Origin of the sequence: Phytopseudomonas dryadis, assembly GCF_004327355.1 — a bacterium.
In the GTDB taxonomy this organism is placed as follows: Bacteria; Pseudomonadota; Gammaproteobacteria; order Pseudomonadales; family Pseudomonadaceae; genus Aquipseudomonas; species Aquipseudomonas dryadis.
On the sequence record NZ_QJUM01000042.1, the window covers coordinates 1 to 20,796 of the forward strand.

Below are 20,796 nucleotides of genomic sequence, written 5' to 3' on the forward strand. Positions count from 1 at the left end.
GAGGGCGACGCGCCTACACGGATCACATCTGCCGCGCTCCGCTGTGGGAGCCGCGACCCCGCGGCGAATGGCGGCCGTGACGCGGTTTCGGGGAATGGCCACAATCGATTCGCGCCGAGGGCGACGCGCCTACACGGATCACATCTGCCGCGCTCCGCTGTGGGAGCCGCGACCCCGCGGCGAATGGCGGCCGTGACGCGGTTTCGGGGAATGGCCACAATCGATTCGCGCCGAGGGCGACGCTCCTACACGGATCACATTTGCCGCGCTCCGCTGTGGGAGCCGCGCCCCGCGGCGAATGGCGGCCGTGACGCGGTTGCGGGGGATGGCCACAATCGATTCGCGCCGAGGGCGACGCTCCTACTCGAGCAACGACTGCCGCGCTCCGCTGTGGGAGCCGCGACCCCGCGGCGAATGGCAGCCGTGACACGGTTGCGGGGAATGGCCACAATCGATTCGCGCCGAGGGCGACGCTCCTACACGGATCACATCTACCGCGCTCCGCTGTGGGAGCCGCGACCCCGCGGCGAATGGCGGCCGTGACGCGGTTGCGGGGGATGGCCACAATCGATTCGCGCCGAGGGCGACGCGCCTACACGGATCACATCTACCGCGCTCAGCTGTGGGAGCCGCGACCCCGCGGCGAATGGCGGCATCGACGCGGTGTGGCATAAAGCACGATAGCTTGCATCATCGGGGCGGCCATGGCCGGTTGGCGGCGGCTTGTTTCAGCCATGCAGCTGGCGGCGCAGCTCGGCCAGCACCGGGGCGCTGTCCGGGCGCACGCCACGCCACAGGTAGAAGGCTTCCACCGCCTGTTCCAGGAGCATGCCCAGGCCATCCAGGGTGCGCGCCGCGCCCTGTTCGGCTGCCCAGCGATTGAAGGCGGTGGGGCCGCTGCCGTACATCATGTCGTAGCACTGGGTGTGCCCCGGGCGGATCAGGCTCGCGGCGATCGGCGGCAGGTCGCCGGCCAGGCTGGCGGAGGTGCCGTTGACGATCAGGTCCACCGGCGCATCGAGCCAGTCGAAACCACTGGCCACCACCGGCCCCAGATCGGCGAACTGGCGGGCCAGTTGCTCGGCCTTCTCCAGTGTGCGGTTGGCGATGACCAGGATTTCCGGCCGCTGCGCCAGGACGGGTTCGAGAATGCCGCGCACCGCGCCACCGGCACCGAGCAGGAGAATGCGCTTGCCGCGCAGTTCGATGCCGGCATTGACGGTCAGGTCGCGCACAAGGCCGGCACCGTCGGTGTTGTCGCCGAGCAGGCTGCCATCGTCGAGTTTCTTCAGCGTGTTCACCGCGCCGGCGCGCCGGGCGCGCGGGGTCAGGCTGTCGGCCAGGCGCCAGGCCCGCTCCTTGAACGGTACGGTGACGTTGGCGCCACGGCCTTCAACGAAGAAATCCCGGGCATAGCCCTCGAAATCCTCCAGTGGCGCCAGCAGAGCCTCGTAGACTATGGCCTGGCCGCTCTGCTCGGCGAATAGCCGGTGGATCAGAGGAGACTTGCTGTGTCCGATGGGATTGCCGAATACGCCGTAACGATCCATGGGTGTCCTGAGCGGGAAGCCAAAAGCCGGAAGCCTGAAGCTTTTGCCTTCAAGCTTCAAGCGTCAAAGCCCGGCCTGCCCCAGCCAGTCACGGTCGGTCAGGAAATATTCGGTCAGGCGCGCTTCCTCGCTGCCCGGCTGCGGTTTCCAGTCATAGCCCCAGCGCACCTGCGGCGGCAGCGACATGAGGATCGACTCGGTGCGTCCGCCGGACTGCAGGCCGAACAGCGTGCCGCGGTCGTAGACCAGGTTGAACTCCACGTAACGCCCGCGGCGGAATGCCTGGAATTCGCGCTGGGCCTCGGTGAAAGGCGTGGCCTTGCGCCGCTGCACGATGGGCAGGTAGGCGTCGATATAGGCATCGCCGATGGCCCGGATGAAGGCGAAGCAGGTGTCGAAGTCCCACTCGTTGAGGTCGTCGAAGAACAGTCCGCCAATGCCGCGCGGCTCGCCACGGTGCTTGAGATGGAAATAGCGGTCGCACCAGGCCTTGTAGCGTGGGTAGACGTCGGCGCCGAACGGCGCGCAGGCCTGCTCGGCCACGCGGTGCCAGTGCACGCAGTCCTCTTCGTTGCCGTAGTAGGGGGTCAGGTCGAAACCGCCGCCGAACCACCAGACCGGCGCTTCGCCCTCCTTCTCGGCGCTGAACAAGCGCACGTTGGCATGGGAGGTCGGCACATGGGGATTGTGCGGGTGGATCACCAGCGACACGCCCAGGGCCTGGAAGCCGCGCCCGGCCAGTTCCGGCCGGTGGGCACTGGCCGACGGCGGCAGGCCGTCGCCGAACACGTGGGAGAAGTTGACCCCGCCTTTCTCGATCAGCGCACCGTCGCCGATCACCCGGGTGCGGCCACCGCCGCCGCCCGGACGCTGCCAGGCGTCCTCGATGAAGCTGGCCTTGCCATCCTCGGCTTGCAGGGCGGAGCAGATACGGTCTTGCAGGTCGAGCAGGTAGGCCTTCACGGCCTCGGTCTGGTCACTCACGGCGGGCACCTTGTGGAACGTCGGGCGAAATCGGCGGCTAGCATAGCATCGGCCATCGGCGCTCCGCAGTTGACGCTGGTCAACGGCCAGGACAATCGCGCTATGCGCTCGAAGAGCCGGCGACTGCATGGATGCAGGAGGTAGAGCGAAGCAGGAACCCGAGCCGAAAACAGCGCTGGAAAGCTGGAGGCTGAACGAAAGGCGGCTCGAGCACGACGCGAAACAGCGGTTTCTCATCCAGCTTTCCAGCCTCCAGCGCTTTTCATCGAGTGCGGGCGATGCCCTGACGCCATAGCGCGATTGCCCTGGGTCAACGGCCAAGACGACGCTCGGCCACGGCCAAATACGCGACCCCGCTCAAGTGGCTTGCGCAGCAACGCCAACACCCCCTAGGGTTGGCGGTCTAGCGAGTTCCGACAGCGAGGAGAAACGACGATGGCCAAACGTATCCAGTTCAGCCGCCATGGCGGCCCCGAGGTGCTCGAATACCTCGATTACCAACCCGCCGCGCCCGGCCCCCATGAAGTGCGCGTACACAATCAGGCCATCGGCCTCAACTTCATCGACACCTACTTCCGCAGCGGCCTCTATTCGCCACCGTCGCTGCCCTCCAGCCTGGGAACCGAAGGTGCCGGCTTCGTCGATGCCATCGGCTCCGAGGTCACCGGCTTCCAGGTCGGCGACCGCGTGGCCTACGCCACCGGCCCGCTGGGCGGCTACAGCGAACTGCACGTGCTGCCGGCGGCCAGACTGGTCAAGCTGCCCGAGGCCATCAGCTTCGAGCAGGCCGCCGCGGTGATGCTCAAGGGCCTGACCGTGCAGTACCTGCTGCGCCAGACCTTCGAGCTAAAGGGTGGCGAAACCATCCTCTTCCACGCCGCCGCCGGTGGCGTCGGTTCCTTCGCCTGCCAATGGGCCAAGGCCCTCGGCGTCAAGCTGATCGGCACCGTGAGTTCCGCGAAGAAGGCCGAGCGTGCCAAGCAGCAAGGCGCCTGGGCGACCATCGACTACAGCCACGAAGACGTCGCGCAGCGCGTGCTGGAACTGACCGACGGCAAGAAATGCCCGGTGGTCTACGACGGCGTCGGCAAGGACACCTGGGAAACCTCGCTGGACTGCGTCGCGCCGCGTGGCCTGCTGGTCAGCTTCGGCAATGCCTCCGGCGCGGTCACCGGGGTCAACCTCGGCATCCTCTCGCAGAAAGGCTCGCTGTACGTCACCCGGCCGACCCTGGCCGGCTATGCCGACACCCCGGAACACCTGCAGAAGATGGCCGACGAACTGTTCGGCATGATCGCCAGGGGCAAGCTCACGGTGGAGATCGGCCAACGCTACCCGTTGCGCGACGCCGCCGCCGCCCAGACCGCGCTCAGTGCGCGGCAGACCACGGGATCGACCATCCTGCTGCCTTGAAGCAGCCGCAAGCTGTAAGCCTCAAGCGGCAAGCAGGGCGTAGGGTGGATGACGCTCTTTTCATCCACCATTGCGATCGTTGAGTGGTGGACGGATCGAGCCGCGCAGGTGAAGCGTCGGCTACGCGCCCCGGTCCACCCTACGAATTGCCGCTGCCGTCAGGCCGGCCGACGCACGTCGCCAGTGACCAGGTCGCGGATCACGCTGGGATTGCGGCGCCCACCCAGGGCGCCGCCCAGCACCGCATCGAGCTGCCGGGGAAAATACTGTTCGACCCGCAGGCGGCTGCGCGCAGCCGGTCGGCCCGCCGGATTGGCCGAGGTCGACACGAGGGGCCCGGTCAGGGCACAGAGTTCGCGTACCCGCGGGTGGTCGCTGACGCGCAGAGCGACGCTGTCGTGCTCGCCGGTGATCCACTCCGGCAGGCGATCCTGATGCGGTACCAGCCAGGTGTTGGGGCCGGGCCAGGTGCTGGACAGGCGATCCAGCCAGATCTCGGGCAGATCCTCGAGGAGGAAGTCGAACTGGTGGATATTGTCGGCGACCAGAATCAGGCCCTTGCGCACGGGGCGCTCCTTCAACGCCAGCAGGCGATCCACCGCCAACTCGTCCCAGGGGTCGCAACCCAGGCCCCAGACGGCCTCGGTCGGATAGGCGATCACGCCGCCGGCACGCACCACGCGCGCCGCTTGCTGTACCTGCCAACTGGTGACCATCGCTAGACTCCCGCAGAAAACCTCCGCGCAGTGTATCCAAGCGGTCTGTCGTTAACACGCTCGATTAACGCCCGCGGCCCACCCAGCGCCCGGCCTCGCAGGCGATCAGGCCTTCCAGCTCCAGCTCGGTCAGGGCCGCCAGCACCTCGGACAACGGCCAGCCGCTGGACGCGGCCAGGGCCTCGCTGCTGTGCGGAGCGGCGTGCAGCAGGGCCAGCAGCGGATGCACGGGTTGCGCATTCTGCGCCGGGGCCGCGTGGGTCGGGGCCGGGTCGAGCAATTGCCAGCCGCGCAAGGCCTCGAGGATATGCTCGAGGCTTTCCACCAGGGTCGCGCCCTCGCGAATCAGCTGGTGGCAACCCCGTGCGCCGGGATGGTGGATGGAACCGGGAATGGCGTAGACCTCACGGCCCTGCTCCGCCGCCAGGCGCGCGGTGATCAGCGAACCGCTCGAGGGACTGGCCTCGACCACCAGCACCCCCAGCGACAGTCCGCTGATGATGCGATTGCGCCTGGGGAAATTACTGGCATGGGGTGGGCTCGCCAGCGGCAGCTCGGAGACCAGCGCGCCACCACGTTCGACGATTCGCCGCGCCAGGTTCGTATGCCGCGCCGGATACAGGCATTGCAGGCCGGTGCCCAGCACCGCCACGGTGTGGCCGTCGGCATCCAGCGCGCCCTGGTGCGCGGCGCCATCGATACCCAGGGCCAGGCCGCTGGTAATCACGAAACCGCCACGGGCCAGGCTGCGGGCGAAACCATGGGCGTTGTCCAGGCCCGGGCGCGACGCGCGCCGGCTGCCGACCATGGCCAGTTGCGGGCGCTCGAGCACGGCCGGATCGCCGGCGACGAACAGCAGCGGGGGCGCATCGGCGAGTTCACCGAGCAAGGCCGGATAGTTCGGCGCATCCCACATCAGCAGGTGCTGCCCGGGCACCTGCAACCAGGCCAGTGCGTCACGGGCGCGCTCGCGAACCTCGGCGCTGCGCCGCGCTTCGGCACAGGTCGCCGGCAAGCCCAGGGCGCGCCAGGCGCTGGCCGGCGCGCTGAGGGCCGCCGAGGCGCTGTCGAAAGCGCTGAGCAGGGTGTGAAAACGCCGCGGGCCCAGTTCCGGCAGGCTATGCAGGCGCAGACGGGCTTCGAGTTCGGCGGAGGACGGAGAGGCTGCTGACATGGCGGATCATCCTTGATCGACTCGCCGGTGAACCCATCCATGGGTTCTGGCGTACAGGCAAAACGACAGCGGCCCTTGCCGACCGCTGTCGAGCGTTACGGGTTGCGTACCTTGTCCATCACCGCCAGCTGACGCGTGGCATTGAGGATCAGGCCATAGCTGAGCTTGTCGTAGGTGCGGAACACCATGAGCAGGCCGGCGCGCTCGTCGGGGATCTTCACCATTTCGTCGGTGACCCGATCGCGTACGGTTTCGCCGGTCTTGTACACCGCCAGTACGCTGCCCTCGACCAGACCGTCACGGGCGCCCTTGTTCAGGGTGACCACGTCGAACTGACCGATCTGGCTGACGCCGCGCGGCACATCGAGGATCACGCCCCGGATCTCTTCGCTCGGCTCGCTGGGCATGAAGGTCGAATTGATCGCCCGCTCCTCGGTGGGGAACAGGCGATCGCCGTTACGCACTTCCTGGGTGGTGCGGGTCAGGTTGAGGGTGCCGACATCGCCTTCCTCGGCGACGATCTCGCCACCGCCGATGTCATCGGCGTTGATGCCGAGGAACTCCTTGCTGTCCGGATCGACGTAGCTCTTGCCCTGACGGAAGATGCCATACACCGGCGCCTCGGGGTCGAAGCTGCCACGGGCGTAGACCCGGTCGCCGGCGCCGCTGACCACGCGCTCGGCGTTGCCGGCGACGATGTAGGGCGCGCCCTGGAACTCTTCCGGCGTGTTGACGATGCGGTTCTTCAGCAGGAAGCTGTTGATCGCCTCCAGCGGAATGGTCGGAATCGCCTCGGCCATCGGCGTGCTGCGCACCTGGGGCGACAGCTTGATGGTGCCGCGCGACTCGCCACGCCCCAGCATCAGGCGCGGCTGCCCGTCGATATAGACCAGGCTCAGCACGTCTCCCGGATAGATCAGGTGCGGGTTTTCCACCTGCGGGTTGGCGTGCCAGATTTCCGGCCACTTCCATGGCTGGCGCAGAAACTTGCCGGAAATGTCCCAGAGGGTATCGCCCTTGACCACGGTGTAGCGGTCGGGGTGGCCTTCCTTGAGTTGCACAGCGGCCTGAACCCAGCCACTCGCGGCGACCAGCAACAGGGCGAGTAGTGATTTCCTCATGCGGTGAATCCCTTTATTATGTGACTTCACGTGAAGCGCCCTAGCGCCGCGACAGAACCCAGTAAAACCGCGGCATGAAGCCGTTTTTCAATGCTGCCGTCATCTTAGCAGCGGATTTTGACTTTATTCCACAAGTGCATCACACAACGCATATGGCGATTTTAAACATCCTCGAATTTCCCGATCCGCGCCTGCGCACCATCGCCAAGCCGGTGGATGTGGTCGACGACGCCCTGCGTCAGCTGATCGACGACATGTTCGAAACCATGTACGACGCACCCGGCATCGGCCTGGCGGCCACCCAGGTCAACGTGCACAAGCGTGTGGTGGTCATGGACCTGTCCGAAGACAAGAGCGAGCCGCGGGTGTTCATCAACCCCGAGTTCGAGACGCTGACCGAAGAGATGGATCAGTACCAGGAAGGCTGCCTGTCGGTGCCCGGCTTCTACGAGAACGTCGACCGCCCGCAGAAGGTCAGGATCAAGGCCCTCGATCGCGACGGCCAGCCCTACGAGCTGGTCGCCGAAGGCCTGCTGGCCGTGTGCATCCAGCACGAGTGCGATCACCTCAACGGCAAGCTGTTCGTCGATTACCTGTCCACGCTCAAACGCGACCGCATCAAGAAGAAGCTGGAAAAGCAGCACCGCCAGCAAGCTTGATGGACTCTCGAAGGCTTGCCGCGGCAAGCCTTTTCTTTTTCAGCGCGGCATCGCCGCCGCTTGCGACCCCTAGCGAGACACCATGACCGAAGCGCTGCGTATCGTTTTCGCTGGCACCCCGGAATTCGCCGCCGAACACCTCAAGGCCCTGCTCGACACCCCGCACCGGATCGTCGCGGTCTACACCCAGCCGGATCGCCCCGCCGGCCGCGGGCAGAAACTCATGCCCAGCCTGGTCAAACAGCTGGCCCTGGCGCACGACATTCCCGTGCTGCAACCGCCGAGCCTGCGCGATCCCGCGGCCCAGGCCGCGCTGGCGGCCCTGGCGCCGGACCTGCTGGTGGTGGTCGCCTATGGCCTGATCCTGCCCCAGGCGGTGCTCGATACCCCACGCTTCGGCTGCATCAACAGCCACGCTTCGCTGCTGCCGCGCTGGCGCGGCGCGGCGCCGATCCAGCGCGCCATCGAAGCCGGTGACGCGGAAAGCGGCGTGACGGTGATGCAGATGGAGGCCGGCCTGGACACCGGGCCGATGCTGCTCAAGGTGCGCACGTCGATCGGCGCCGACGACACCGGCGGCAGCCTGCACGACCGCCTCGCCGAGCTCGGCCCGCCCGCGGTGATCGAGGCCATCGCCGGCCTCGCCTCTGGCACCCTGCTGGGCGAAGTGCAGGACGACGCCCAGGCCACCTACGCGCACAAGCTGAACAAGGACGAGGCGCGCCTCGACTGGACGCGCCCGGCCGCCGAACTGGAACGCCTGATCCGCGCCTTCAACCCCTGGCCGATCTGCCACAGCAGCCTGAACGACGCGCCGCTGAAGGTGCTCGCCGCGCGCCTCGCCGAAGGCAAGGGCCAGCCCGGGCAGATCCTCGCCGCCAGCAAGGATGGCCTGACCGTCGCCTGCGGCAGCGGCGCCCTGCTGCTCACCCGCCTGCAATTGCCGGGCGGCAAGGCGCTGAGTTTCGCCGACCTGTACAACAGCCGCCGCGAGCAGTTCGCCGTGGGCGCGGTGCTGGCATGAACCCACGCCTGGCGGCCGCCCGCGCCCTGGCCGCGGTACTCGAAGGCAAGGCCTCGCTGGGCAGCAGCCTGCCGCCGCTGCTGGACAAGGTCGAGGCACGCGATCGCGGCCTGGCCCAGGACCTGGCCTTCGGCAGTGCGCGCTGGCAGCCGCGCCTGGCGCTGATCGCCGGCACCCTGCTGCGCAAGCCGTTCAAGGATGGCGACCGCGACCTCGAGGCGCTGCTGCTGATCGGCCTGTACCAGCTGTTCTACACCCGTATCCCCGCCCACGCCGCCATCGGCGAGACCGTGGGCTGCGCCGACAAGCTGAAGAAGTCCTCGGCCAAGGGCCTGCTCAACGCCGTACTGCGCAACGCCCAGCGCGACAGCGAGCGCATTCTCACCGAACTGGATCGCGACCCGGTCCTGCACAGCGCCCACCCGCGCTGGCTGCAGAAACAGCTCAAGGCCTTCTGGCCCGAGCACTGGCAGGCCATCTGCGCCGCCAACAACGCCCATCCGCCGCTGATCCTGCGGGTCAACCGGCGTCATGGCGATCGCGACGACTACCTGGCCCGCCTGCGCCAGGTCGGCTTCGAAGCCGAGCCCTGCGCCTTCAGCCGCGACGGCATCCGCCTCCTGCAGGCCTGCGACGTGACCCTGCTGCCGGGGTTCGCCGAAGGCCAGGTCAGCGTCCAGGACGAAGCCGCGCAACTGGCCGCCGACCTGCTGCAACTGGCGCCCGGCCAGCGCGTGCTGGACGCCTGCGCCGCCCCCGGTGGCAAGACCTGCCACCTGCTCGAAGCCGAGCCGGCGCTGGCCGAGGTGGTCGCCGTGGATCTGGAGCCCAAGCGCCTGCTCCGGGTGCGGGAAAACCTGGCGCGGCTGCAGCTCGACGCCACCCTGATCGCCGCCGATGGCCGCGACACGGCCGCCTGGTGGGACGGCAAGCCGTTCCAGCGCATCCTCCTCGATGCGCCCTGCTCGGCCACCGGGGTGATCCGCCGCCACCCGGACATCAAGCTGACCCGTCAACCCGACGACATTCCGGCTCTGGCCAAACTGCAGGGCGAACTGCTCGACGCGCTGTGGCCGACCCTGGAGGTCGGCGGCATCCTGCTCTACGCCACCTGCTCGACCCTGCCGACGGAAAACACCGAGGTGATCAGCGCGTTTCTCGAGCGCACGCCAGGGGCGCGCGAGCTCGATATCACCGGCCCGTTCGGCCTCGAGCAGCCTCACGGCCGGCAACTGCTCGCCCAGCAGGACGGCCACGACGGTTTCTACTATGCCAAGCTGATCAAGATCGCAGCTGCTGGAGCATCCCGATGAAGATCATCATCCTCGGCGCCGGCCAGGTCGGCGGCACGCTGGCCGAACACCTGGCCAGCGAAGCCAACGACATCACCGTGGTCGACACCGACGGCGACCGCCTGCGCGACCTCGGCGACCGCCTCGACATCCGCACCGTGCAGGGCAAGGGCTCGTTCCCCACGGTGCTGCGCCAGGCCGGCGCCGACGACGCCGACATGCTGGTGGCGGTGACCAACAGCGACGAAGTCAACATGGTCGCCTGCCAGGTGGCCTACACCCTGTTCCACACCCCGACGCGCATCGCCCGGGTGCGCGAATCGGCCTACCTGAGCCGCGCCGGCCTGTTCGACAACGAGGCGATCCCGGTCGACGTGCTGATCAGCCCCGAGCAGGTGGTGACCAACTACATCAAGCGCCTGATCGAGTACCCCGGCGCCCTGCAGGTCATCGACTTCGCCGAGGGCAAGGCCCAGCTGGTGGCGGTCAAGGCCTACTACGGTGGGCCGCTGGTCGGCCAGCAGCTCAAGCAGATCCGCCAGCACATGCCCAAGGTCGACACCCGGGTGGCGGCGATCTTCCGCCGCGACCGGGCGATCATGCCCCAGGGCGACACCGTGATCGAAGCCGACGACGAGGTGTTCTTCATCGCCGCCAAAGCCGATATCCGCGCGGTGATGAGCGAGATGCGCCGTGCCGAGAACGAGTACAAGCGGGTGGTGATCGCCGGCGGCGGGCATATCGGCGAGCGCCTGGCCGAAGCCATCGAGAGCCGCTACCAGGTCAAGATCATCGAGATGAACCCGGCCCGCTGCCGCTACCTCTCGGAAAACCTGGAAAGCACCATCGTCCTGCAGGGCAGTTCCTCCGACCGCGACCTGCTGGTGGAAGAGAACATCAAGGACGCCGATATCTTCCTCGCCCTGACCAACGACGACGAGGCCAACATCATGTCCTCGCTGCTGGCCAAGCGCCTTGGCGCGCGCAAGGTGATGACCATCATCAACAACCCGGCCTACGTCGACCTGATCCAGGGCGGCGAGATCGACATCGCCATCAGCCCGCAGCTGGCCACCATCGGCAGCCTGCTGACCCACGTGCGCCGCGGCGACATCGAAAGCGTGCACTCCCTGCGCCGCGGCGCCGCCGAGGCCATCGAAGCCATCGCCCACGGCGATGCGCGGTCGAGCAAGGTGGTGGGCAAGGCGATCAAGGACATCTCGCTGCCCACGGGCACCACCATCGGCGCCATCATCCGCGCCGAACAAGTGCTGATCGCCCACGACGTGACGGTGATCGAATCCGGTGACCACGTGATCCTGTTCCTGGTCGACAAAAAGTACATCCGCGACGTGGAGCGGCTGTTCCAGGTCGGTCTGACGTTTTTTTGAGCTGCAAGACGATCAGCTTGCAGCTTGAGGCTTGCCGCTTGAAGCTGCCGACGAAGGAGGCCCCGCAATGAGTACCGAAGCACTGGAAAAGATGCTGGCCAAGGGCATGGACAACGCCCTGCTGCGCTTCGGCCTGGGCAAGGGCCACCTGGATGCCGGCGACGCCGCCCGCGCCGCCGAGCACCTGCAACGCTGCGTCGAACAGGACCCGCACTACTCGGCGGCCTGGAAACTGCTGGGCAAGGCGCAGCAGGCCGCCGGCAATCCCGAAGCCGCCCGCAGCGCCTGGCACAGCGGCCTGCAGGCCGCCCAGGCCAGGGGCGACAAGCAGGCGGAAAAGGAAATGACGGTATTTCTGCGCAAGCTGGATAAGCGCGCCAGCGCGTGATGCGCTGCCAGCCGGTAGCCTGGGTCGAGCGCAGCGATACCCAGGTACGCCTTCCCCGGGTGTCGCTGCGCTCGACCCGGGCTACGCAAAAACGCTGTTCAGCACCACCACTTGCTGTGGATCGCTCACCTGCCCTCCCTATACCAACGCCATGTTGGCGGATGTCGCTTCGCCTGCGCGCCCGAATCGCCCGACCTCGATTCCGTAGCCTGGGTTGAGCGTAGCGATACCAGGTACCCTCTCCCGGGTGTCGCTGCGCTCGACCCGGGCTACGCAAAGGCGCTCGATGCGCTAGCAGGGTCACTTGTGCGCCTGCACTTCCCGGGTCAGCAGGTCGATGAAGGCCTGGGCCAGCGGCGAGTGTTCCTGGCGCCGCTTGACCAGCCACACCGCGGTGGTGGCGTCGGCGTCGAGCAGGGTGCGGAACACCACGCCATCGATGCGGATGCGCCGAAAGGACGCCGGCAGCACCGACACCCCGAGCCCCGCGGCGACCAGACCGATGATGGTCAGCGCCTCATGGGCTTCCTGGGTGATGCGCGGACTGAAGCCGGCCTGGCGCGCCAGGCTGAACAGCTGGCCATACAGGCCGGTGCCGTAGCTGCGCGGGAAGAACACGAAAGGCTCGTCGGCAAGCTCCGCCAGGGCCAGGCCACGATCCTGATCGCCAGCCAGGGGATGGCCGGCATGCAGCAGCGCCACCAGCGGCTCGCCGAGCAGCTCCACCGCATCCAGTTCGGCGGGCAGCTCCAGCGGACGGATCATGCCGATCTGCAGTTTCTTGTCCACCAGCGCCTGGCTGACCTGGCGGCTGGTCATCTCCTGCAGGTTGAGGTGCACCGCCGGGAACGCCTGGCGAAAGGCGAACACCGCCCGCGGGATGATCGAGACGAACGGCGCCGAAGCGGTGAAACCGATCTGCAGCTCGCCGATCTCGCCCTGTTCGGCGCGGCGCACCACGTCCACCGACTTGCTCACCTGGGCCAGGGTCTGGCGGGTCTCCTCGAGGAACAGGCGGCCGGCGTCGGTGAGCGCCACATGGCGGTTGCTGCGCTCGAACAGGCGCACCCCCAGCTCCTGTTCCAGCGCCTGGATCTGCTGGCTCAGCGGTGGCTGGGAAATGCCCAGCAGCTCGGCGGCGCGGCCGAAATGCAGTTCTTCGGCAACCGCCACGAAGTAGCGCAGATGACGCAGTTCCATGAAGGCTCCATAGGTCGTAAAACATATCGATCGTGTCGAATATTATATTGGAAAGAACTTGCCAGCCTATTTATCCTTGTGACCATTCCCAATTACAACAAACCAGCCCATGCCGGCATTCGCCCGTGCATGCGATGGCGTTCCGCCCGGGAAAACGAGTATTCAAGAGGTCGTAATGAGTCAGCCCGTTCCACACGCACCCAACGAGTGCGTCCCCGCCAGTGATGAGGAGCCTGCCCCTCGCAGCCTTCCGGCAGAACCTGTGTATATCCGCAAAGGCACCCGCGCCTTCCTGCGCACCATCCTCGCCATGTGCTGCGGTGGTTTCGCCACCTTCGCCCTGCTCTACTGCGTGCAGCCGATGATGCCGATGCTCTCGCTGCAGTTCGGCCTCAGCGCGGCGCAGAGCAGCCTGATCCTGTCCGTGTCCACCATCACTCTGGCCGTCGGCCTGCTGATCACCGGCCCGCTGTCCGATGCCCTGGGACGCAAGCCGGTGATGGTGGTATCGCTGCTGGCCGCCGCCCTGTTCACCGTCGGCAGCGCGCTGATGCCGACCTGGGAAGGCGTGCTGCTGATGCGCGCCCTGGTCGGCCTGGCGCTCAGCGGCCTGGCCGCGGTGGCCATGAGCTACCTGAGCGAGGAAATCGACCCGCTGCACCTGGGCCTGGCCATGGGCGTGTACATCGGCGGCAACGCCATCGGCGGCATGAGCGGGCGCCTGCTCAGCGGCGTACTGGTCGACTACATGTCCTGGCACGCGGTGCTGGGCACCCTCGGCGGTCTGGGCCTGCTGGCCGGTGCGCTGTTCTGGCGCCTGTTGCCCGAGTCGCGCAATTTCCGCTCGCGCTCGCTGCGCCCGCGCAGCCTGCTGCAGGGCTACACCCTGCAGTTCCGTGACGCCGGCCTGCCCTGGCTGTTCCTCCAGGGCTTCCTGCTGATGGGGGCCTTCGTCACCCTGTTCAACTACATCGGCTACCGCCTGATCGAGACTCCGTTCCAGCTCGACCAGACCAGCATCGGCCTGCTCTCGGTGGTCTACCTGTCGGGCATCTACAGCTCGGCGCAGATCGGCGCCCTGGCCGACAAGCTGGGCCGGCGCAAGGTGCTCTGGGCGGTGATCGGCCTGATGCTCTGCGGCCTGGGCCTGACCCTGTTCGATGTGCTGCCGGTGATCCTGGTTGGCATGCTGCTGTTCACCTTCGGCTTCTTCGGCGCTCACTCGGTATCGAGCAGCTGGATCGGCCGCCGCGCCACCCAGGCCAAGGGCCAGGCCTCGTCGCTGTACCTGTTCTGCTACTACCTGGGCTCCAGCGTCGCCGGCACCCTGGGCGGGGTGTTCTGGCAGGCCGCCGGCTGGGATGGCGTCGGCCTGTTCATCGGTTCGCTGCTGCTGGTGTCCCTGGCCGTGGCCCTGCACCTGTCGCGCCTGCAGGCGTTGCCGGTGGCGATACAATCGCGGGGGTAGATTCAGCGGCGAGCGTTTCCAGATCGGGAATGGAGTGGATCGACGTCCGACGTAGGGTGGATGACGCTTTTTTCATCCACCAAGAGGGCGTGGTGGTGGATGGATGAAGCGTCGGCTACGCGCCCCGATCCACCCTACGGATAGACTCAAAGCACGTCGTTAGCGACTGCATCCACCGCCGCCTTGGCGATACCGACGACTTCATCGGCCTGGGCCCTGGTCAGCACCAGCGGCGGGGCGAAGCCGAGGATATCGCCGTGAGGCATGGCGCGGGCGATCATGCCGCGCTCCAGGCAGGCCGCCGAGACCTTCGGGCCGACCTTGAGGGCCGGGTCGAACGGCGTGCGGGCGTCCTTGTCGGCCATGAACTCCAGGGCCGCGAGCATGCCGTCGCCGCGCACCTCACCGACCAGCGGGTGACCTTCGAAGGTCTGCCGCAGTTGCGCGTTGAGGTAGCTGCCCACCTCGGCGGCGTTGGCGGTGATGTTTTCCCGCTCGAGAATATCCAGGTTGGCCAGGGCGGCCGCCGCGCAGATCGGGTGGCCGGAGTAGGTCCAGCCATGGCCCATGGCGCCGTCGCGGGTGGAAGCGCTGTCGATCACGTTCCACACCTTCTCACCGACGATCACCGCCGACAGCGGCGCGTAGGCGCTGGTCAGGCCCTTGGCGGTAGTCATCAGGTCGGGCTGCATGCCGTAGCGCTGGCTGCCCATCTTGTCGCCCAGGCGGCCGAAGGCGCAGACCACTTCGTCGGCGATCAGCAGGATGTCGTATTTGTCGAGCACCGCCTGGATCGCCTGCCAGTAACCCTTGGGCGGCACGATGATGCCGCCGGTGCCCATCACCGGCTCGCCGATGAATGCCGCTACCGTATCCGCGCCTTCGGCGAGAATCAGCTTCTCCAGATCCTCGGCGCAGTGACGTACGAAGGCAGCCTCGTCCACGCCCGCCGGCGCCTTGTAGAAGTGCGGGCAGGCGGCGTGCTTGATGTCCGCCGCCGGCAGGTCGAAATGCTGGTGGAAGCTGGCCAGGCCGGTGAGGCTGCCGGTCATGATGCCCGAGCCGTGGTAACCGCGCTGGCGGGAGATGATCTTCTTCTTCAGCGGCCGGCCGAGCACGTTGTTGTAGTAGCGCACCAGCTTGATCTGGGTTTCGTTGGCGTCCGATCCGGACAGGCCGTAGTAGACCTTCTTCATGCCCGCCGGCGCCCAGTCGATGATGCGGCTGGACAGCTCGATGATCGCCTCGCTCGAGTGGCCCACGTAGGTGTGGTAGTAGGCCAGCTCCTTGGCCTGCTTGTAGATCGCTTCGGCCACTTCGGTGCGGCCGTAGCCGATGTTCACGCAGTACAGCCCGGCGAAGGCATCGAGGTACTCGCGGCCCTGGTGATCGCGGATGTGCACGCCCGAGGCGCCGGTGATGATCTTGCCCGGCAGCGCGCCGCTGGCATGGTCATGGGCGTGGGTGGACGGGTGCATGAAGTGGGCGCGGTCCTGTTCGAACAGGTTCTGGTAGTCGGTCATGGCGGTCTCCATCGGGTTCATCGTAAGTAGTCGGGGGGCAGGGCTTCAGTAACGCTGGCCCTGGTGGTGGATGCAGAAATACTTGGTCTCGACGAAGGCCTCGAAGCCGTCGCTGCCGCCTTCGCGGCCCAGGCCCGAGGCCTTCATGCCGCCGAAGGGGATCGGGTGACCGGTGAACTTGGTGCCGTTGACCGCGACCATGGCATGCTCCAGACGGCGGATCAGCGGTTGCACCACGTCCAGGCGGTTGGAACAAATGTAGGCGGCCAGCCCGTATTCGGTGTCGTTGGCCATGGCCACGGCTTCGTCCAGGCTGTCGAAGGCGCGCACGCCGGCGATGGGCGCGAAGTTCTCTTCACGATAGATGCGCATGGCATCGGTGACGTCGGCCAGCAGCGTCGGCTGCCAGAACCAGCCGCCCAGGGCATGGGGCTCGCCACCGACCAGCAGGCGCGCGCCCTTGTCCACGGCATCGGCAACGCGTTCGGCGGTCGCATCGAGAGCGGCCTGGTGCATCAGCGGGCCGATGGCGTGACGATCCTCCAGGCCGGGGCCGACGCTGAGGCCGCGCACGGCCTTGGCGAAGCGTTGCAGAAAAGCCTCGTAGACTGGACGCTGCACCAGGATGCGATTGGCCGCGCAGCAGTCCTGGCCCGAGGTCTGGAACTTGGCATCCAGGGCCACCTGGACGGCGTGATCGAGATCGGCGTCGGCACAGACGATCAACGGCGCGTTGCCGCCCAGCTCCAGGGCCACCTTCTTCACGTCTGCGGCGGCGGCCTGCAGCACCAGCTTGCCGACCCGGGTCGAGCCGGTGAAGCTCACCGCCCGCACGCGGCTGTCGCCGACCAGGGTCTGCATGGCCATCTGCGGCTCGCCGAGCACCACGTTGAACACCCCGGCGGGCAGGCCCGCTTCCTCGGCCAGTTGCGCCAGGGCAAAGGCGGAATAGGGCGTTTCATGGGCCGGCTTGACCACCAAGGTACAGCCGGCTGCCAGGGCGGCGGCGGCCTTGCGGGTGATCATGGCGCAGGGGAAATTCCATGGGGTGAGCAGGGCGCAGACGCCCACCGGCTCCTTGAGCGTGCCCAAGTGCGCCCCGGGAATATGACTGGGAATGGTCTGGCCGTAGAGCCGCCGCGCTTCTTCGGCGAACCAGGGAATGAAGCTGGCGGCATAGCGGATCTCGCCACGGGCCTCGGCCAGGGGCTTGCCCTGTTCCTCGCTGAGGATGCGCGCCAGGTCGTCCTGGTGCCGCAGGATCAGCTCGGCCCAGCGGCGCAGCGCCGCAGCGCGGGTGTCCAGGCTCTCGTCACGCCAGGCGCCGAAGGCACGCTCGGCGGCGTCCACGGCGGCGACGATCTGCTCGCGCTCGAGCAGCGGCACATGGCCGATGTCCTGCTGGCTGGCGGGGTTCTGCACGGCGATGCTGGCGCCGCTGCTGCTGTGCAGCCAATGGCCGTCGACATAACACAGCGACTTGAACAGCAGGGGATGGTCGAGGGGCATGGCGATGTCTCCGGGCCGGTGGGCATGGGAGACATGCTAGAGAAGGGCGGCTTGGGGTTTCTTCCAAGCCAGCGTGGCGTTACCGCAGTTTTTTCTGAAGGTGCCGGGCAGGCAGGTGGTTTTTCTCGTGGGCAAACGTGATCCGACGCCCCGGAACCCGGATTACGCCTACGGCCAATCCAGGCTACGGGTGGTCACACAACTCTGGCCTGGCGTTGTGGCAGACGCCGCACAATGGCACCGAGCAGCATGCCGTACAGCGGCACGAACAGCATCAGGCTGACCGCCAGCTTGATCACGTAGTCGACCACGGCGATCTCCACCCAGTTGGCCGCCATGAAGGGGTCGCTGCTCTGCCAGAAGGCGATGGAGAAGAACGCCAGGGTATCCATGGCCTGGCCGAACACACTGGAGGCCGCCGGGGCGACCCACCACTGCTTCAGCCTGCGCAGGCGGTCGAACACCTGGATATCGAGCAGTTGCCCAAGCACGTAGGCCAGGAAGCTGGCCAGGGCGATGCGGAACACGAACAGATTGAACTCGCCAAGCGCCGCCACGCCGCCGAACGCACCGTCGTGGAACAGCACCGAGACGATATAGGAGGCGACCAGCGCCGGCACCATCACCCGGGCGATGACCACCCGCGCGGCGTGCTTGCCGATCAGCCTTACGGTCAGGTCGGTAGCCAGGAAGATGAACGGAAAACTGAAGGCGCCCCAGGTGGTGTGCCAGCCGAACAGGCTGATCGGCAGCTGCACCAGGTAGTTGCTGGCGATGATGATGAGGATGTGAAAGGCGATCAGCGCCGCCAATACGGCGCGGCTGACCGACGGGGGAAGCAGGGTCATGGCATGTCCTTTTTCGTGAAATGGGGTTAGGGAACCCATTGCCGCAGCCGACATGGCGTTGAGCGGCGCGCAGTGTAGCGCCTGCACCCACGCCGGGACAGCCCGCCCGCCGGACGGTGAGCGCCTGTTGTTGGCGGTGGTTTGAAGGCGGAAGCGGACATTTGTGGGGGGCTTTAGCCGCGACCGGATGGAGCAGCTCGTAGGATGGGTGAAACCCATCGGCATATTGATGGGTTTCACCCATCCTACGGCCGCTATCGCCTTACAACAGCCGTTAGCCGTTGCTGGCCAGCTGCGTCTCGTCCGGCATCACCCGCCGGGCCAGCTGGAAGTGCTTGTTCCAGTAGCCGTCGCTGAGTGTGTCGATACGCACGTTGCTGCCACGGCGCGGGGCGTGGATGAAGCGGTCGTTGCCCAGGTAGATGGCCACATGATCGACGCTGCGCCCGCGAATGCGGAAGAACAGCAGGTCGCCGGGCTCCAGGTCGCCCTTGGCCACCTTGGGGCCCTCGACGCGGGACAGGGCGCGGGACGTGCGGGGCAGGTCGAGGTCGTCGACCTTCTTGAAGGCGTAGTTGACCAGGCCGCTGCAGTCGAAGCCCCGCTCGAGGCTGGTACCGCCCCAGCGGTACGGCGTGCCGAGGGCGCCGAGGGCGCGTTTGACCACGCTCTGGGCGGGAGTCTGTTCGACCTGGGCCGGCGGCACGACGCGGCTGCTGCCGTCCTGCAGGTGAACACGAAAGCTGGCGGATGCATGACCGACGGCGGCACAGCACAGGGTGCCGCCCAGAACCATGGAAAGGATGAATTTATTCAACGCGATGACCTTGAAAATACCCAAGCCGCCGTGAATCCCTTTCTGATCAGCCACTTGTAACATTGATGGAAGAGAGTGAAGAGCGCTCCGCGCGTCCCGTGGACGGACAACATGAAGGCGCACCCAGTTCATTTTTTCGCTGCGGATACCGATGAGCGGTTGCGGTTGCCGAGGAAACTGCCGCAGGAAAAACAGCGCAGGGTTCTGCTAGGGTTACCACTCTCTCAGCAGAAGGACGATGCCAATGAAGCCCCTCACGACCGTGATCGTCGCCACCCTGCTGGCTGCGACCGCCAGCGTCCAGGTACTGGCGGAGGACGCCAAGTGCGCCAATGTCAGCCTTGCCGATCCCGGCTGGAGCGATATCGCCGTGACCAACGGCATCGCCAGCCTGCTGCTCGATAGCCTCGGCTACAAGGCGCAGACGCGCACCCTGGCGGTACCGATCATCTTCGCCGGGCTGCAGAAGGGCCAGGTCGACGTGTTCCTCGGCAACTGGATGCCGGCCGGCCAGCACGACTACCAGCGCTACGTCGCCAGCGGCCAGGTCGACAAGGTGGTGGAGAACCTCGGCGGTACCGAGTACACCCTGGCCGTGCCGACCTACGCTTATGAAGCGGGCGTACAGGACTTCAAGGATCTGCACAAATTCGCCCAGCGCTTCGGCAAGAAGATCTACGGCATCGGTTCCGGCTCGCCGGCCAACGACTATATCCGCCAGATGATCGCCAATAACGAGTTCGAGCTGGGTGATTGGGAACTGGTCGAGTCCAGCGAGCAGGCCATGCTGGTGCAGGTCGGTCGTGCGGAAAAGCGCGGCCAGTTCGTGGTGTTCCTCGGCTGGACGCCGCATCCGATGAACGTGCAGTACGACATGCAGTACCTCAAGGGCGGCGAGAAATTCTTCGGCAGCACCGGCTCGGTCAACACTCTGGCGCGCAAGGGCTACGTGGCCGAATGCCCGAACGTGGGCAAGCTGCTGACCAACCTGAAGTTCACCCAGGACATGGAAAACACCATCATGGACGAGGTGCTCAACCGCAAGGTCGCGAACGCCACCGCCATCAGGACCTGGATCAAGGCCAACCCCGAGGTGCTCGACGGCTGGCTCGAGGGTGTGACCACCCGCGACGGCGGCGACGCCCTCGAAGCGGTCAAGGCCAGGCTGTAGGCGCGCACCGAGGCCCGGGGCAATGCCTCAGGCGTCATCGAGTTGCGCGGGCGCGCCGCCGGGATCGTGCTTGATGGTCTTGGTGACGATATAGGTGAAGTAGCGTTCGATGCCCAGGTCTTCGAGCAGCAACTGGTCGACGAAGCGCTGGTAGTGGTCGACGTCGCGGGCGCGGATCATGGCGATGTAGTCGACGCCACCACCCGTGGCGTAGCAGAAGGCGACTTCCGGCGCCTCGCCCAGGCGCTGCTCGAAACGGCGCATGTCCTGGGCGGTGTGCTTGGCCAGGGTGATTTCCACCAGCACCTGCTGGGTCTTGAACAGCGCGCCCCAGTCGATCTGCGCGCGGTAGCCCTTGACCAGCCCGGCGGCCTCCAGCTTGCGCACACGCTCCCAGGCCGGCGTCACCGAGAGGTTGATCGCCTCGGCGAGGGCCGACTTGGTGATCCGCCCATCCTCGCTGAGGATGCGCAGGATCTTCAGGTCGTAGCGGTCGAGCTTGTGCATCGGTGGCCTCGGTTGATCGGGATTGCGTCCCTTGCAAGGGA

The 20,796-nt window shown here is 66.7% G+C and carries 19 protein-coding genes; 8 read left to right on the forward strand and 11 right to left on the reverse strand.

The window, feature by feature from the left end:
* Positions 1-728: 728 nt before the first annotated feature.
* Together aroE and hemF are read right to left on the reverse strand one after the other, a co-directional pair.
* Positions 729-1,550, reverse strand: coding sequence for a shikimate dehydrogenase (gene aroE, locus DNK34_RS23870; protein ID WP_131177010.1), 822 nt, complete (start codon positions 1,548-1,550; stop codon positions 729-731).
* Positions 1,551-1,613: 63 nt separating this feature from the next.
* The gene (hemF, locus tag DNK34_RS23875) at positions 1,614-2,534 is read right to left on the reverse strand and encodes an oxygen-dependent coproporphyrinogen oxidase (protein WP_131177009.1); all 921 of its coding nucleotides are present in this window, start codon (positions 2,532-2,534) and stop codon (positions 1,614-1,616) included.
* 435 nt (positions 2,535-2,969) lie between these two features.
* On the opposite strand from hemF, the gene DNK34_RS23880 reads away from it, so the two are divergent.
* On the forward strand, positions 2,970-3,947 hold the full coding sequence (locus tag DNK34_RS23880) for an NADPH:quinone reductase (RefSeq protein WP_131177008.1): 978 nt from the start codon (positions 2,970-2,972) through the stop codon (positions 3,945-3,947).
* A gap of 158 nt (positions 3,948-4,105) precedes the next feature.
* Here the strand turns inward: DNK34_RS23880 and tsaC are convergent, their stop codons facing one another.
* The 3 genes from tsaC to DNK34_RS23895 form a co-directional block, all read right to left on the reverse strand.
* Entirely contained in the window at positions 4,106-4,663 is a 558-nt protein-coding gene (gene tsaC / locus DNK34_RS23885) for an L-threonylcarbamoyladenylate synthase type 1 TsaC (protein WP_131177007.1), read from the reverse strand.
* Between the two features lie 64 nt (positions 4,664-4,727).
* Positions 4,728-5,837 carry a DNA-processing protein DprA gene (gene dprA / locus DNK34_RS23890; RefSeq protein WP_131177006.1) on the reverse strand — a complete coding sequence of 370 codons (1,110 nt, stop codon included), beginning with the start codon at positions 5,835-5,837 and terminating at the stop codon, positions 4,728-4,730.
* 95 nt (positions 5,838-5,932) lie between these two features.
* A complete protein-coding gene (locus tag DNK34_RS23895) occupies positions 5,933-6,958 on the reverse strand; it encodes a LysM peptidoglycan-binding domain-containing protein (protein ID WP_131177005.1) in 1,026 nt (341 codons plus the stop codon).
* A 152-nt stretch (positions 6,959-7,110) separates the two neighbouring features.
* On the opposite strand from DNK34_RS23895, the gene def reads away from it, so the two are divergent.
* The 5 genes from def to DNK34_RS23920 all read left to right on the forward strand — a co-directional run bounded on the left by def (position 7,111) and on the right by DNK34_RS23920 (position 11,712).
* Positions 7,111-7,617 carry a peptide deformylase gene (gene def, locus DNK34_RS23900; protein WP_131177004.1) on the forward strand — a complete coding sequence of 169 codons (507 nt, stop codon included), beginning with the start codon at positions 7,111-7,113 and terminating at the stop codon, positions 7,615-7,617.
* An 82-nt stretch (positions 7,618-7,699) separates the two neighbouring features.
* Positions 7,700-8,641 carry a methionyl-tRNA formyltransferase gene (gene fmt / locus DNK34_RS23905; protein ID WP_131177003.1) on the forward strand — a complete coding sequence of 314 codons (942 nt, stop codon included), beginning with the start codon at positions 7,700-7,702 and terminating at the stop codon, positions 8,639-8,641.
* Positions 8,638-9,954 carry a 16S rRNA (cytosine(967)-C(5))-methyltransferase RsmB gene (rsmB, locus tag DNK34_RS23910; protein ID WP_131177002.1) on the forward strand — a complete coding sequence of 439 codons (1,317 nt, stop codon included), beginning with the start codon at positions 8,638-8,640 and terminating at the stop codon, positions 9,952-9,954. Before fmt ends, rsmB begins: the two co-directional genes overlap by 4 nt.
* Positions 9,951-11,324, forward strand: a complete 1,374-nt coding sequence (trkA, locus tag DNK34_RS23915; protein WP_131177001.1) for a Trk system potassium transporter TrkA — start codon at positions 9,951-9,953, stop codon at positions 11,322-11,324. The genes rsmB and trkA overlap by 4 nt, the downstream gene beginning before the upstream one ends.
* A gap of 67 nt (positions 11,325-11,391) precedes the next feature.
* The gene (locus tag DNK34_RS23920) at positions 11,392-11,712 is read left to right on the forward strand and encodes a tetratricopeptide repeat protein (RefSeq protein ID WP_131177000.1); all 321 of its coding nucleotides are present in this window, start codon (positions 11,392-11,394) and stop codon (positions 11,710-11,712) included.
* A 300-nt stretch (positions 11,713-12,012) separates the two neighbouring features.
* Here the strand turns inward: DNK34_RS23920 and DNK34_RS23925 are convergent, their stop codons facing one another.
* On the reverse strand, positions 12,013-12,912 hold the full coding sequence (locus DNK34_RS23925; RefSeq protein ID WP_131176999.1) for a LysR family transcriptional regulator: 900 nt from the start codon (positions 12,910-12,912) through the stop codon (positions 12,013-12,015).
* Between the two features lie 175 nt (positions 12,913-13,087).
* On the opposite strand from DNK34_RS23925, the gene DNK34_RS23930 reads away from it, so the two are divergent.
* The gene (locus DNK34_RS23930) at positions 13,088-14,380 is read left to right on the forward strand and encodes an MFS transporter (protein ID WP_131176998.1); all 1,293 of its coding nucleotides are present in this window, start codon (positions 13,088-13,090) and stop codon (positions 14,378-14,380) included.
* 146 nt (positions 14,381-14,526) lie between these two features.
* On the opposite strand, the gene DNK34_RS23935 is transcribed toward DNK34_RS23930, so the two are convergent.
* The 4 genes from DNK34_RS23935 to DNK34_RS23950 all read right to left on the reverse strand — a co-directional run bounded on the left by DNK34_RS23935 (position 14,527) and on the right by DNK34_RS23950 (position 19,077).
* Positions 14,527-15,903, reverse strand: a complete 1,377-nt coding sequence (locus DNK34_RS23935) for an aspartate aminotransferase family protein (RefSeq protein ID WP_131176997.1) — start codon at positions 15,901-15,903, stop codon at positions 14,527-14,529.
* Positions 15,904-15,948: 45 nt separating this feature from the next.
* Positions 15,949-17,412 carry an NAD-dependent succinate-semialdehyde dehydrogenase gene (locus DNK34_RS23940; protein ID WP_131176996.1) on the reverse strand — a complete coding sequence of 488 codons (1,464 nt, stop codon included), beginning with the start codon at positions 17,410-17,412 and terminating at the stop codon, positions 15,949-15,951.
* A 194-nt stretch (positions 17,413-17,606) separates the two neighbouring features.
* The gene (locus tag DNK34_RS23945) at positions 17,607-18,260 is read right to left on the reverse strand and encodes a 7-cyano-7-deazaguanine/7-aminomethyl-7-deazaguanine transporter (protein ID WP_131176995.1); all 654 of its coding nucleotides are present in this window, start codon (positions 18,258-18,260) and stop codon (positions 17,607-17,609) included.
* Between the two features lie 274 nt (positions 18,261-18,534).
* On the reverse strand, positions 18,535-19,077 hold the full coding sequence (locus DNK34_RS23950) for a C40 family peptidase (protein ID WP_242675367.1): 543 nt from the start codon (positions 19,075-19,077) through the stop codon (positions 18,535-18,537).
* Between the two features lie 244 nt (positions 19,078-19,321).
* Between DNK34_RS23950 and choX the strand changes: the two genes are divergently transcribed.
* Entirely contained in the window at positions 19,322-20,248 is a 927-nt protein-coding gene (gene choX, locus DNK34_RS23955) for a choline ABC transporter substrate-binding protein (RefSeq protein ID WP_131176994.1), read from the forward strand.
* 27 nt (positions 20,249-20,275) lie between these two features.
* On the opposite strand, the gene DNK34_RS23960 is transcribed toward choX, so the two are convergent.
* Positions 20,276-20,755: an Lrp/AsnC family transcriptional regulator gene (locus DNK34_RS23960; protein WP_131176993.1), complete on the reverse strand. Its 480-nt coding sequence runs from the start codon at positions 20,753-20,755 to the stop codon at positions 20,276-20,278.
* Positions 20,756-20,796 lie beyond the last annotated feature (41 nt).